Origin of the sequence: Rhodopseudomonas sp. BR0G17 (assembly GCF_010907025.1) — a bacterium.
GTDB classification, from domain to species: Bacteria; Pseudomonadota; Alphaproteobacteria; order Rhizobiales; family Xanthobacteraceae; genus Rhodopseudomonas; species Rhodopseudomonas palustris_H.
In genome coordinates this window covers 32,450-46,022 of record NZ_QUML01000009.1, presented here as the reverse complement: position 1 = coordinate 46,022, position 13,573 = coordinate 32,450, and the positions used below count along the sequence as shown (strand labels likewise).

The window sequence follows — 13,573 nt, the reverse complement described above, 5'->3', positions numbered from 1 at the left end:
GGCCGGGCCGAGCCCGGCCATGACGATTGAACGGGAAATGTGCTATCATCGCCGCTAACGATCACCCAACCACTCTCGGAACAAACTCTCCACTCGTCATGGCCGGGCTTGTCCCGGCCATCCACGCCTTGCGGAGCTTCGGCATGGCCGGCGGCTACGTTTACATCATGACGAACCGCCCAAACGGCGTCCTGTACGTCGGCGTCACCAGCGATCTGGTCAAGCGCGTGTACGAGCACCGTATCGGTGTCGTCGACGGATTCACGAAACGCTACGGATTGAAGCGACTGGTGTACTTCGAGTGCTTCGACGACATCCGCACGGCCATCCAACGCGAACACACCATCAAGCATTGGCCGCGCGCCTGGAAAGTCCGGAAGATCGAGGTTCACAATCCGGATTGGGACGATCTGTATCCGGTGATAGTTCGTTGAAGGCGTGGATGGCCGGGACAAGCCCGGCCATGACGAAGATTCAACGTCCGGCCAGAACAACATCAACCCAGTGCCTTCAATTCGCCGGGCAGTGCGTAGGCCCATTGGGTGATGTTGCCCGCCCCTAAGCAGACGACGTAGTCGCCGCTGTGGGCGAGGCCGGCGACGACGCCGGCGAGCGACGCGGAATCCTGCAGCGCGACGACGTCGCGGTGACCGTGGGCGCGCAGGCCGAGCACGAAGTGATCGCGGTCGATGCCTTCGATCGGCGCCTCTCCGGCCGGATAGACGTCGGCAACGATCACCGCATCCGCGTCGTTGAAGCAGGTGCAGAATTCTTCGAACAGTGATTGCAGCCGGCTGAATCGATGCGGCTGCACCACGGCAATGACCTTGCCCGAGGTCGACTGCCGCGCCGCCTTCAGCACCGCGGCGATCTCGACCGGATGGTGGCCGTAGTCGTCGATGATGGTGACGCCGTTCCATTCGCCAGTCTTGGTGAAGCGACGGCGCACGCCGCCGAACGCCGCGAGCGCCTTGCGGATGGTGTCGTCGGACAGACCAAGTTCATGCGCCACAGCGATCGCCGCGGTGGCGTTGAGCGCGTTGTGGCGGCCCGGCATCGGCAGCTTGAGATCCGCGATCTCGTGCGCGGTGCCGGCCTTGCGATCGCGGAATGCGACTTTGAAGGTCGAGCCGCCGCCGCTGGCCGCGAGATCGAGCAGCCGCGCGTCGGCCTGCGGGTTCTCGCCGTACGTGATGATGCGGCGGTCTTCGATCTTGCCGACCAGCGTCTGCACCACCGGATGATCGATGCACATCACGGCGAAGCCGTAGAACGGCACGTTCTCGACGAAATTGCGGAAGGCGTCCTGCACCGCATCGAAGGTCTTGAAGTGATCGAGATGCTCGGGATCGACGTTGGTGACGATCGCCACATCCGCCGGCAACTTGAGGAAGGTGCCGTCGCTCTCGTCGGCTTCGACCACCATCCAGTCGCCACCGCCGAGCCGCGCATTGGTGCCGTAGGCGTTGATGATGCCGCCATTGATCACGGTCGGATCGAGATCGCCAGCGTCGAGCAACGCCGCCACCATCGAGGTGGTGGTGGTCTTGCCGTGGGTGCCGGCGATCGCGACGCAGCTCTTCAGCCGCATCAGCTCCGCCAGCATCTCGGCGCGGCGCACCACCGGAATTCGCTGCGCGCGCGCCGCGAGCAGTTCCGGGTTGTCGCGCTTGATCGCGGTCGACACCACCAGCACGTCGGCGCCCTTGATGTTGTCGGCCTGGTGACCGACGTGAATCTGGATGCCCTTCTCGCGCAGCCGGTTGACGTTGGCGCTTTCCGACGCGTCGGAGCCCTGCACGGTGTAGCCGAGATTGCACAGCACCTCGGCGATGCCGCTCATGCCGATACCGCCGATCCCGACGAAGTGGATAGGTCCGATATGGCGCGGCAATCTCATGGGGAGGGTCTCTATCGTTGCTGGTCGTGCCCGGATGGTCACGGGCATTTCCGATTCAGGGTCACTTCATGCAAGACGGGGATGGCCGGGACAAGTCCGGCAAATGCGCCGTTGCGAGGTTTTCGTCCGCCCGGCCTTAGACCTTCGCGACCCGTCCAACCACGTCGGCGAGGCGTTCTGCGGCATCCAGACGGCCAATTTGGCGCGCCGCGGCGGCCATTTGGGCCAATTTGGCCGGATCGGCGGCCAGCGCGGTGATTTCGGCAGCGAGCCGGTCCGGGGTAAAATCCGGTTGAACGATGCGCAGCGCACCGCCCGCCGCGGTCAGCACGCCGGCATTGGCGAACTGGTCCTGGTCGAGCGCGCCGGGCAGCGGCACTAGGATGCCGGGCCGGCCGATGGCCGCGAGTTCGGCGACAGTGCCGGCACCCGAGCGCGACACCACGAGCTGGCTCGACGCCAGCCGCTGCGGCAGATCGGTGAAAAACGGCGCCAGCTCGCAGTTCAGCTGCAGTCGGTCATACACCGCACGGACGCGGCCCATGTCCTCGTCGCGGACCTGCTGGGTCAGCACCAGCCGGCGCAGCAGCGCCGAATCCAGTTTCTCCAGCGCCGGCGGCACGATGTCGGCCATCACCCGGGCACCCTGGCTGCCGCCGAACACCAGCACCCGTAGCGGACCGCCGGCGACCGGCGGGTCGTAAGCGACAGTCGCGGCGTCGGCGACAGCCGGACGGATCGGATTACCGGTGTTGGAGATCTTCGCGGCGAGCGCCGGCCAGGCGGTCTCGTGGCCGGGAAAACCGGTGGCGATAGCGTCGACCCGCGGCGCCAGAAAGCGATTGGCGCGTCCCATCACCGCGTTCTGCTCGTGGATCAGCGTCGGCACTCGGCGCCAGGTCGCAGCGAGCAGCGGCGGCAGCGTCGGATAGCCGCCAAACCCGACCACTGCGGCCGGCTTGAGCCGCCCGATCAAATTGAAGGCGAGCAGCGCACCGGAGCCGAGCTTCAGCGCGGTCTTCGCCAGCGCCCACGGCGTCCGGCCGCGCACCGTCTCGCTCGGCACCACGTCGGTCATCTCGGCGGTGAACAGCCCGCTGTAGCGGGTGGCGCGATGATCGGTGACCAGGCGGACGCGGTAGCCACGCTGGATCAGCACCACGCCGAGCGCTTCGGCCGGAAACAGGTGGCCACCGGTGCCGCCGGCGGCGAGCAGGATCAGGGGAGCGTCGGTCATGGCCTCACGCGTAGCTTCCCGCCGCCTCGATCGCATTGACTTCGGTCTTGGGCCGCTGCCGCGTCAGCGCCAGCATCATGCCGACGCCGTAAGCCAGCGACACCATCGACGAGCCGCCATAAGAGATGAACGGCAGCGTCATGCCCTTGGCGGGGATCAGTTGCAGGTTCACCGCCATGTTGATCGCGGCCTGCACGCCGAACAGGATCGCCAGCCCCGAGGCGGCAAACCGCGAGAACAGATCCTCGCTGCGATACGCGCGCGACAGCGTCCGCAGCACAATGAAGGCGAACAGCGCGAGCAGCGCCAGGCACAGCACGATGCCGAACTCTTCGGCCGCCACCGCATAGACGAAGTCGGTGTGGCTGTCCGGCAGGCTGCGCTTGGCGATACCTTCGCCGGGGCCGAGGCCGAGCCAGCCGCCATTGCTGAACGCTTCGCTCGCCATGTCGACCTGGAAGGTGTCGCCCGAGGCCGGATTCATGAACCGCTTGATGCGGCCGGCAACGTGCGGGACGAACAGATAGGCGGTGAACAGGCCGCCCGCTGCCGCGCCGGCGAGGCCGAATACCCAAACGATCCGCATGCCGGCGATGAAGAACAGCGCGCCCCACACCATCAGCACCAGCATGGTCTGGCCGAAGTCCGGCTCCATCACCAGCAGCGACACCAGCGACAGCAGCAGCATCATGGCCATCGACGTCGCCGGCATCTCCGGCCGCCGCGCCGCTTCCGAGAACAGCCAGGCAGCCAGGATCACGAACGACGGCTTGGCGATTTCGGAGGCCTGGATGTTGATGCCGACCAGCGTGATCCAGCGCCGGGCGCCCTTCACTTCCGGCCCGAACAGCAGCGTCGCCACGATCAGCCCGATCGCCAGCACGAACACGATCAGCGCCGAACGCCGGATCTGCCGTGGCGACAGGAACGACACCCCGATCAGCACGATCAGCGACGGCGCCAGGAACAGGACGTGACGGTTGAAGAAGTGGAACGGATCAAGCCCGATCCGGGTCGCGACCGGCGGCGACGCCGCCAGCGACAGGATCACGCCCGCCAGCATTAGCGCAATCAGCGCCACCAGCAGCACGCGGTCGACGGTCCACCACCATTCGCTGAACGGGGTGCGTTGGTCACGGGAGATCATCGGCGATCCTGGGCAAAGAGGTCGCCCATTGGTGCGCCCACGTGGTTGCCAAGGGGTTAATGCGATGGCGCGGAATCGAGGATGTGAACGGCGGCTCCGTTCCCATCCCACACTCCGCTGTCATCCCCCTCCACTGTCATCCCCGCGAAGGCGGGGATCCAGTATCCCAGAGCCTATCGCTGGAAATCGAAGCGTTCTGGAATACTGGGTCGCCCGCCTGCGCGGGCGATGACCTCAGGGGATGGGGTGCACACCGTCGAGCGCCGTCACCAGTTCGCGGAACCTGGTGCCGCGGAGTTCGAAATTGCGGAACTGGTCGAACGAGGCGCAGGCCGGGGACAGCAGAACGACCGGCTCGGCCTGTCCCGATGCTGCGGCATCGCGCGCGGCGGCGGGCACCGCGACTTCCAGGGTTTCGCTGATCTCGTACGGCACCCGACCTTCCAGCGTGGCGGCGAATTCCTGCGCGGCCTGGCCGATCAGATAGGCCTTGCGGATACGCGGGAAATACTCGGCCAGGCTCTCGATGCCGCCGGTCTTCGGCTTGCCGCCGGCGATCCAGAAGATCTCGCCGAACGACGATAGCGCCTTCGCGGCCGCATCCGCATTGGTGGCCTTGGAGTCGTTGACGAACAGCGTCGTCCCCTTCTCGCTGACTTGGCGGCCGACCTGCTCCATCCGGTGCGCGAGGCCGGGGAAGCTGCGCAGGCTCTGCTGCAGCACTTCCGGCGAGACGCCGAGCGCCATCACCGCGGCCGCGGCGGCCGCGGCGTTTTGCGCATTATGCAGCCCGCGCAGCGAGCCGATGCCGCCGAGCTTGGCGACTTCCGCGGATGTGCCACCCTCGACGCGGCGAATGGTTTCCAGATCGGCGGTGATGCCGGAGTTCACCGGCCCCTGCACCGACATCCGCACCACGCGCTTGCCGGTGCGTTCGATCCGGTCCGCCGCGGCGCGGCCGAACTCATCGTCGACGCCGATGATCGACGTGCCGCCGTCCTGTACGCCGGCGACAAGCCGCTCCTTCACCGCAGCGTAGTGCTCGATGGTGCCGTGGCGATCGATGTGATCCTCGGTGACGTTGAGCAGGATGCCGACGGTCGGATCGAGCGACGGCGTCAGATCGATCTGATACGACGACATCTCGATCACGTGGACGCGGCCCTCCTGCGGGGGCTCCAGCGACAGGATCGCGGTGCCGATATTGCCGCCAAGCTGGGTGTCCCAGCCGGCCTCGCGCATCAGATGCGCGATCAGCGCGGTCGTGGTCGACTTGCCGTTGGTGCCGGTGATGGCGACGAACGGGGCGCGCGGCGCGTGCGCCTTGCGCTCGCGGCAGAACAGTTCGACGTCGCCGATCACTTCGACGCCGGCCTCCTGCGCCTTCAACACCGTCCAATGCGGCGCCGGATGCGTCAGCGGCACGCCAGGCGTCAGCACCAATGCGGCGAAATTGGTCCACGGCAGATTGCGCAGATCCGCGGTGATGAAGCCGGCCTGCGCCGCCTCGACCATGCGGTCGAGATTGTCGTCGCACGCGATCACTTCGGCGCCGCCAGCCTTCAGCGCATGGCAACTCGCCAGCCCCGACCCGCCGAGCCCGAACACCGCGACCGACTGACCGGCGAAAGAAGTGACGGGGATCATGCTGACACTCCGGCTACAAGGACGACCTCATCCTGAGGAGCGCGCGCCAGCGCGCGTCTCGAAGGATGATTATTTGGCACATCCTTCGAGACGCGGCCCTGCGGGTCGCTCCTCAGGATGAGGCTGTACCTACTCGATCGCATTAACAACGTCACCGCAGCTTCAGCGTCGACAGGCCGGCGAGCGCCAGCATTACGGCGATGATCCAGAACCGGATCACGATCTGCGGCTCGGTCCAGCCCTTCTGTTCGAAGTGGTGGTGGATCGGCGCCATCTTGAACACGCGCTTGCCGGTGAGCTTGAACGAGGCGACCTGCACGATCACCGACACCGCTTCGAGCACGAACAGGCCGCCGATCACCGCCAGCACGATCTCGTGCTTTACCGCGACCGCGATCGAGCCGAGCATGCCGCCGAGCGCCAGCGAGCCGGTGTCGCCCATGAAGATCGAGGCCGGCGGCGCGTTGAACCACAGGAAGCCGAGGCCGGCGCCGAGCAGCGCCCCGCACAACACCGCAAGCTCACCGGTGCCGGCGACGTAGTTGATCTGCAAATATTCGGCGAACACCGCGTTGCCGGCCAGATACGAGATCAAGCCGAAGCTCGCCGCGGCAATCATCACCGGCACGATAGCAAGGCCATCGAGACCGTCGGTCAGGTTCACCGCGTTGCCGGCGCCGACCACCACGAAGGCGCCGAACACGATGAACGCCCAGCCGAGATTGAGCATCACTTCCTTGAAGAACGGAATCACCAGCGAGCTCGACAGCGGCGCGCGGCCGAGCCACACCAGCGCGAAACACGCCGCGCCCGCGATGGTGAATTCGATCAGCAGACGGGTGCGGCCGGAGATGCCGGCGTGAGTCTGCTTGGTGACCTTCATGTAGTCATCGTAGAAGCCGACGAAGCCGAAGCCGAGCGTCACCGCCAGCACGATCCAGACATAGGGATTGAGCGGATTGGCCCACAGCACGGTGCCGACCGTCAGCCCCGACAGGATCATCAGGCCGCCCATCGTCGGCGTACCCTTCTTGGTCATCAGGTGGGATTGCGGGCCGTCGGTGCGGATCGGCTGCCCCTTGCCCTGGCGCAGCCGCAGATTGTCGATGATCCACGGGCCGAACATGAACACGAACAGCGCCCCGGTCACCATCGCGCCGCCGGTGCGGAAAGTGATGTAACGGAAGACGTTGAACGCCGGAAACGAGCTGGAGAGGTCGATCAGCCAATAGAGCATTCAAGCCGCCTTACACCGCAGCGTCGTCGCGTGCGGTCGTGCCGGGGAAGCGCTTCTCGAGCGCGGTGACAATGGTTTTCATGCGCGAACCGAGCGACCCCTTCACCATCACGACGTCGCCGGCTCGGATTGCGGCGACGACTTGGGATTCGAGCGCGGCCGCGTCGCCTGCATAGCCCCCTCGTTTGCCGGAGGAAAGGGCGTCCCACAAATTGCGCATCAACGGGCCGCAGCAGAACACCAGGTCGATGCCATGGGCCCGCACCGCCTCTTCCAGGCCCCGGTGCAGCTCCGGGCCGCGCGGGCCAAGTTCGAGCATGTCGCCCAGCACGGCGATCCGCCGCCCCTGCCCGCTGACCTCGGCGCGGCCGAGCACGCCGAGCGCCGCCGCCATCGAGGCGGGATTGGCGTTGTAGCTCTCGTCGATCAGCGTCGCCTCGCCGGAGCCGACCGGCAGCGGCTTGCGGACGCCGCGGCCGGCGGCGGGCGCGACCTGCGACAGCGCCAGCGCGGCGAGCGCGAGGTCGGCGCCGGCCAGCTCCGCGGCGGCCAGCACCGCCAGCGAATTCAGCGCCATATGCCGGCCCGGCATGCCGAGCTTGTAGGTGACGTCGTGGCCGAGAATGCTGGCATGCACGGCCGAGCAATCAGCATGCAGCGCGACGTCGAGCAGCCGCGCGTCGGCAGCAGGATCGGCGCCGAAGGTGACGATGCGGCCGACATTGGCGCGCAGCGCATTGCTGCACAGCCGGTCGAACATCGGCGTGTCGCGATTCAAGACCGCGATGCCGCCTGGCTCGAGCCCGGTGAAGATCTCCGACTTGGCATCGGCTATGCCCTCGATGCCGGAGAAGAATTCGAGATGCACCGCTTCGACCGTGGTGATGATCGCGATGTGCGGCCGCACCATCTTGACCAGCGGCTCGATCTCGCCGGCGTGGTTCATGCCAATCTCGAACACCGCAAACCGCGTGTCCGCCGGGCAGCGCGCCAGCGACAGCGGGACACCCCAGTGATTGTTGAACGACGCCACCGAGGCGTGGGTCGCACCCTGGGCGCCGAGCACGCCGCGCAGGCCTTCCTTGGTCGAGGTCTTGCCGACTGAGCCGGTCACCGCGATGACTTTGGCGGACAGCCGCGAGCGCGCCGCGACGCCGAGCCGGCGCAGACCTTCAAGTACATCTTCAACGACGAGAAGCGGCGCGTCGGCCGCGAACTTGTCGCGCTGCGCCTTCTCCACCACCGCCAGCGCCGCGCCGGCGTTCAGCGCCGCGGCGACGAAGTCGTGGCCGTCATGAACATCGCCCTTGATGGCGAAGTAAGCGTCGCCCGGCGCCAGCGTGCGGCTGTCGATCGAGATCCCGAACACGTCGCGCGGCAGCGTACCGCTGCGCGTCGCGGCCATCGCCTCCGCCATCGCGTCGGAGGTCCAAAGCGGTTGTTTGCTCATGCGGCGCTCGCTGATAGCGCCGCTTTCGCGGCGTCGTGGTCGCTGAAATGCAGCACGCGGTCGCCCACGATCTGCCCGGTCTCATGGCCCTTGCCGGCGATCAGCAGCGCATCGCCCGGCTGCAATTCGCTGATCGCGATGCGGATCGCCTCGGCGCGGTCGCCGATCTCGCGTGCGCCAGGCGCGGCCGCGAGGATGGCGGCGCGGATCGTCGCGGGATCTTCGCTGCGCGGATTGTCGTCGGTGACGATCACGACATCGGCGTTCTCGGCCGCGATCGCGCCCATCAGCGGCCGCTTGCCGGAGTCGCGATCACCGCCGGCGCCGAACACCACCACCAGCTTGCGTTTCGCGTAAGGGCGCAGCGCCTGCAGCGTCTTGGCGAGTGCGTCGGGTTTGTGCGCGTAGTCGACGAACACCGGCGCGCCGTTGTGGGCGCCGACCAGATCGAGCCGGCCCGGCGCGCCTTCGAGATGTTCGAGCGCGGCGAAGCTCGCCGCCGCATCGCCTCCGGTGCCGATCACCAGACCGGCCGCGACCAGCGCGTTCTCGATCTGGAATTCGCCGACCAGCGGCAGCTTGATGCTATAGCGCCGCCCCGCATGTTCGACGTCGAGCGTCTGCGCAAAGCCTTCGACCGCGGCATCGATCAGCTTGATGCCCGCGCCGGGATCGCCATTGCGGCCGATCGTGATCAGCCGCAGGCCGCGCGCACGCGCCGCCTCGATGACTTCGGCCGAGCAATCGTGGTCGGCCGAGATCACCGCGGCGCCGCCATCCTGCACCAGATTTCGGAACAGCCGCAGCTTGGCGTTGAGATAGTGCGCAACGGTGGGGTGATAGTCCATGTGGTCGCGCGACAGGTTGGTGAATCCGCCCGCGGCGACGCGAACGCCGTCGAGCCGAAACTGATCGAGCCCGTGCGACGAGGCTTCCAGCGCCAGATGGGTGATGCCCTCGCGGGCGATCTCATCGAGCGAGCGATGCAGCGCGATTGGGTCGGGCGTCGTCAGCGAGCCGTACACGCTGCGCGTCGGGGTGACGAGACCGATGGTGCCGATGCTGGCGGAGGCATGGCCGAGCCGCTGCCAGATCTGCCGGGTGAACGCCGCGACCGAGGTCTTGCCGCTGGTGCCGGTGACCGCCGCGATCACCTCCGGCTGGTGCGGGTAGAACCGCGCCGCGGCCTGCGCCAGCGCCAGGCGGGGATTGGACAGTTGCACGAACGGCACCGCGAGGTCGCCGTCCGGCCGATGTTCGCCGGCCACCGCCACCGCGCCGGCGGCGACCGCCGCCGCGACGAACCGCGCCCCGTCGGTCTTGGCCCCGGCGAGCGCGAAGAACAGGTCGCCCGGCTTCACCGCGCGGCTGTCGACGGCGAGCCCGCCGATGGCGAGATCGGCCGCCGGCGCGGCGATGTCGGCCTCAGCGCTGAAGAGGTCGCGAAGCTTCATGGTCCTGGGGCGTCCGATTCGAGACAGATGTTCTCACGCCTGCGAGGCTTTTAACGCAAGCAGCGCGCGGCGCAAAACGGCGGGGATGGCGCCGTCGCGGCAGGCCGCGCGGCTACTGAGCGGCCCTCGATGACGCAAGAATAAGGCGGTCGGGCGGCGGCAGATCGAACCGCGGCTCGATTCCGAGCAGCGGGGCGATTCGCTCGATCACCTTGCCGCCGGTCGGCACGGCGTTCCAGCCCGAGGTGATGAAGCCGTGGGTCTCCGGCAGCGCCTTCGGCTCGTCCAGCATCACCAGCACCTGATATTGCGGATTGTCCGCCGGCAGGATCGCGGTGAACGAGTTCAGCACCTGCTTCTTGGCGTAGCGGCCGTTGACCACCTTCTCCGAGGTGCCGGTCTTGCCGCCGATGTAATAGCCCTTGGCGATCTGGTCGGCGGTCTTGGCGGTGCCGACCTCCGCGTTGAGCCGCATCAGGTAGCGGATCTTGTCGCTGGTCTCGGTCTTGATCACCCGTTTGCCGAGCTTCTTGGCATCCTCTTCGGTGCGCTTCAGGAAGGTCGGCGGGATCAGATAGCCGCCATTGACCATGGCGTTGATGCCCATCACCGCCTGCAGCGGCGCGACCGCGACGCCGTGGCCGAACGAGATGGTGATGGTGTTGAGTTCGCTCCAGCGCTTCGGCACGATCGGCGATGCGCTTTCCGGCAGCTCGGTGCGCAGACGGTCGAGCTGGCCGACCTTCTTCAAGAACGCCTTGTGGGCCTCGACGCCCATCGACAGCGCCACGCGCGCCGCGCCGACGTTCGACGAATAGGTGAACACTTCCGCGAGCGAGATGGCGCGGCCCATATTGTGCGAGTCGTGGATCTTGAACTTGCCGTAGTGCAGCGGCCCGCGTGCGTCGTACATCGAATGCAGCGTCGCCTTGCCGGCATCGAGCGCCATCGCCAGCGTCAGCGTCTTGAAGGTCGAACCCATTTCATAGACGCCGGTGGTCAGCCGGTTGATGCGATCGGGGTCGTTGGCCTCGCGCGGGTTGTTCGGATCGAAGTCCGGCAGCGACACCATCGCGACGATCTCGCCGGTCTTGACGTTGGAGACCAGACCCGACGCCGCCTTGGCGCTGTACTTCTCCTTGGCCTTGATCAGCTCGTCGCGCAGCGCGTGGGTGACACGGACGTCGAGCGCCAGCTCGATCGGGCGCTGCATCCGGTCGGACGCGAAGCCGGCGCGGTGCAGGTCGGCAAGGCCGTTGTTGTCGAGCCATTTCTCGATGCCGGCGATGCCCTGGTTGTCGATGTTGACCAGACCGATCAGGTGCGAGACCTCGGCGGCGTTCGGATAGACGCGCTTGTTCTCACGCAGGAAGCCGATGCCGGGAATGCCGAGCTTCTTGATCTCGGCCTGCTGGCGCGGCGTGATTTCACGCTTCAACCAGACGAAGCCCTTCTTCGACGCCAGGCGCTCGCGCACTTCCTGGGTTTCGAGGTCGGGCAGCGTCGCGGTGAGCAGTTCGACCGCTTCGTCCTGATCGATCAGCCGGCGCGGCTCGCCGAACAACGACGGCGTCTTGACGTCGGTGGCCAGCACCTGGCCGTTGCGATCGACGATGTCGGGCCGCGCGGTGGCGACCGCATCCTGCGAGCCGGTGCGGCGCGCGCCGTGGCCGTCGCCGAACACCGCGATCATCGACAGCTTGAACGCGATGATGCCGTACACCGCCGCAAACGCGATCATCGCCAGGCCGACACGGGCGCGCGCCTTGCCGTCGCGATCGACGTCCTTGCCGTAGATCAGGCTGCGGATCAGCCGTTGGCGCCATTTGACGTGGTGGCCGACGAGCGGCAGCGAGGGATCGGTCACTGGGCAGGCTCCGGAGCCGGCAACGAGCCGGTGACGATGTCGGGATCGATCTTTTCGATCATCGATGCGATCGGATCGGGAGCGCTCGGATCGACGACGGCCGGTGGCCGCTCGGGCAGGTTCTTCAGCGAGTCGAACTGCCGCGCGCCGACCGGCTTGAGCTTGAGATGGCGGGTAGCGAGGCCCTGCAGCCGGCCCGGGGAGTCGAGTTGGGCCCATTCGGCGCGGAGCCGAGCGATCGCCTCACGCTCCTTGCGCAGCTCGGCCTGGATCTGCAGCACCTTCTCGGTGCGCACCGTCGACTCCATCTTGATCCGGTACACATAGGCCGCTGCGAACACCAGCATGCCGATCACCAGCACGTGCACGAGCCGCATCATCGCCCGTCCCTCATCACGCTGGCGAGCGTCGGCCATCCCGGCAGATCGCCGGCGGCATGCGCGGGGGCTTCGGTGCGTTCGGCGCCGCGCAGCTTGGCGGAGCGCGCGCGCGGATTGGCGGCGACCTCGGCATCGCCGGCGACGATCGGCCGCTTGCTGAGCAGCGTGAAGCTCGGCGCCGCCTGCGCGACTTCCGGCAGGTGGCGCGAGCCGCCGCCGGTCTTGCTGCGCTCGGTCAGGAAGGTCTTGACGATGCGGTCTTCAAGCGAATGGAACGACACCACCGCGAGCCGCCCGCCCGGCTTCAGCACGCGCTCGGCCGCGTCGAGCGCCTGGTGGAGCTCGTCGAGCTCTTCGTTGACGAAGATCCGCAGCCCCTGGAACGTTCGGGTCGCCGGATGGATCTCACCCGGCTTGGCGCGCACCACCTTGGCGACGATGTCGGCGAGCGCCTTGGTCGTCGTGATCGGTGTTTCGCTCCGCGCCGCCACGATGGCGCGGGCGACGTGGCGCGAATACCGCTCCTCGCCGAAGATGTAGATGATGTTGGCGAGATCGGTTTCGGAGGCGCGGGCGACGACATCGGCCGCGCTCGGCCCGTCGCGCCCCATCCGCATGTCGAGCGGGCCGTCGAACCGGAACGAGAAGCCGCGTTCGGCTTGGTCGAGCTGCATCGACGACACGCCGATGTCCATCACCACGCCGTCGACCGTCGCGACGCCCCGCGCGGCGCAGACGTCGGCCAGATTGGAGAACCGGTCCTGTACCAGCGTCAGCCGGCCGCCGGACTCGGCAACCAGATCGGCGCCCCCGGCAATCGCGGTCGGATCGCGGTCGATCGCAATCACGCGGCTGCCGGCGGTCTGAAGGATCAGCCGTGTGTAGCCGCCGGCCCCGAACGTGCCGTCGACATAGATGCCGCCGTCGCGCGGCGCGAGCAGGCCGACCGCTTCAGGGCCAAGCACCGGAATATGGCGCACGTCGGACGGCTTCATGCGATCGCCCCGGCCGCGGCAAAGCCCCGCCGGTCCCGCGTGGAGCGGAAACCGGTTCGGCTGATCGTCGGCTTGCTGCAGGGCAATCGGCCCATCGTGCCTCGCCTCGTCCCATTCCGCCGGCGGAGCGCCACGCCAGCCGACCAAGGCGACCGACGAACCCGGCTCTCCGCGTGGAATCTGATGGATTGCCATCGGCTTATGGGGCGTCACAGGAAATATTGCCGGCAATTTGACACCGGCTGTTCACCACTCAGTA

At 67.3% G+C, this 13,573-nt stretch carries 11 protein-coding genes; 1 reads left to right on the top strand and 10 read right to left on the bottom strand.

All coding sequences use genetic code 11. From position 1 onward, the window contains the following. Positions 1 to 143 precede the first annotated feature (143 nt). Positions 144 to 434 carry a GIY-YIG nuclease family protein gene (locus DY467_RS09420; RefSeq protein ID WP_246701504.1) on the top strand — a complete coding sequence of 97 codons (291 nt, stop codon included), beginning with the start codon at positions 144 to 146 and terminating at the stop codon, positions 432 to 434. Positions 435 to 496: 62 nt separating this feature from the next. Here DY467_RS09420 and murC read toward each other — a convergent pair whose 3' ends face one another. From murC to rsmH, 10 genes are all read right to left on the bottom strand, one after another. Beyond that, positions 497 to 1,900 (bottom strand): UDP-N-acetylmuramate--L-alanine ligase, encoded by a 1,404-nt coding sequence (murC, locus tag DY467_RS09415; protein ID WP_012496964.1) that lies wholly within the window; start codon positions 1,898 to 1,900, stop codon positions 497 to 499. Positions 1,901 to 2,036: 136 nt separating this feature from the next. Then, positions 2,037 to 3,137 carry an undecaprenyldiphospho-muramoylpentapeptide beta-N-acetylglucosaminyltransferase gene (gene murG / locus DY467_RS09410; protein ID WP_164635553.1) on the bottom strand — a complete coding sequence of 367 codons (1,101 nt, stop codon included), beginning with the start codon at positions 3,135 to 3,137 and terminating at the stop codon, positions 2,037 to 2,039. Between the two features lie 4 nt (positions 3,138 to 3,141). Next, positions 3,142 to 4,284: a putative lipid II flippase FtsW gene (gene ftsW, locus DY467_RS09405; RefSeq protein ID WP_107345308.1), complete on the bottom strand. Its 1,143-nt coding sequence runs from the start codon at positions 4,282 to 4,284 to the stop codon at positions 3,142 to 3,144. Between the two features lie 234 nt (positions 4,285 to 4,518). Further along, positions 4,519 to 5,931: a UDP-N-acetylmuramoyl-L-alanine--D-glutamate ligase gene (gene murD, locus DY467_RS09400; RefSeq protein WP_164635550.1), complete on the bottom strand. Its 1,413-nt coding sequence runs from the start codon at positions 5,929 to 5,931 to the stop codon at positions 4,519 to 4,521. Positions 5,932 to 6,082: 151 nt separating this feature from the next. Next, the gene (gene mraY, locus DY467_RS09395; protein WP_107345310.1) at positions 6,083 to 7,168 is read right to left on the bottom strand and encodes a phospho-N-acetylmuramoyl-pentapeptide-transferase; all 1,086 of its coding nucleotides are present in this window, start codon (positions 7,166 to 7,168) and stop codon (positions 6,083 to 6,085) included. Positions 7,169 to 7,178: 10 nt separating this feature from the next. Further along, the gene (locus DY467_RS09390) at positions 7,179 to 8,618 is read right to left on the bottom strand and encodes a UDP-N-acetylmuramoylalanyl-D-glutamyl-2,6-diaminopimelate--D-alanyl-D-alanine ligase (protein ID WP_164635548.1); all 1,440 of its coding nucleotides are present in this window, start codon (positions 8,616 to 8,618) and stop codon (positions 7,179 to 7,181) included. Then, positions 8,615 to 10,072, bottom strand: a complete 1,458-nt coding sequence (locus DY467_RS09385; protein ID WP_164635546.1) for a UDP-N-acetylmuramoyl-L-alanyl-D-glutamate--2,6-diaminopimelate ligase — start codon at positions 10,070 to 10,072, stop codon at positions 8,615 to 8,617. Before DY467_RS09385 ends, DY467_RS09390 begins: the two co-directional genes overlap by 4 nt. A gap of 112 nt (positions 10,073 to 10,184) precedes the next feature. Next, the gene (locus DY467_RS09380; protein WP_164635544.1) at positions 10,185 to 11,939 is read right to left on the bottom strand and encodes a peptidoglycan D,D-transpeptidase FtsI family protein; all 1,755 of its coding nucleotides are present in this window, start codon (positions 11,937 to 11,939) and stop codon (positions 10,185 to 10,187) included. Next, on the bottom strand, positions 11,936 to 12,316 hold the full coding sequence (ftsL, locus tag DY467_RS09375; RefSeq protein ID WP_199851840.1) for a cell division protein FtsL: 381 nt from the start codon (positions 12,314 to 12,316) through the stop codon (positions 11,936 to 11,938). The genes DY467_RS09380 and ftsL overlap by 4 nt, the downstream gene beginning before the upstream one ends. Beyond that, on the bottom strand, positions 12,316 to 13,314 hold the full coding sequence (rsmH, locus tag DY467_RS09370; protein ID WP_164635542.1) for a 16S rRNA (cytosine(1402)-N(4))-methyltransferase RsmH: 999 nt from the start codon (positions 13,312 to 13,314) through the stop codon (positions 12,316 to 12,318). Before rsmH ends, ftsL begins: the two co-directional genes overlap by 1 nt. Between the last annotated feature and the right edge of the window lie 259 nt (positions 13,315 to 13,573).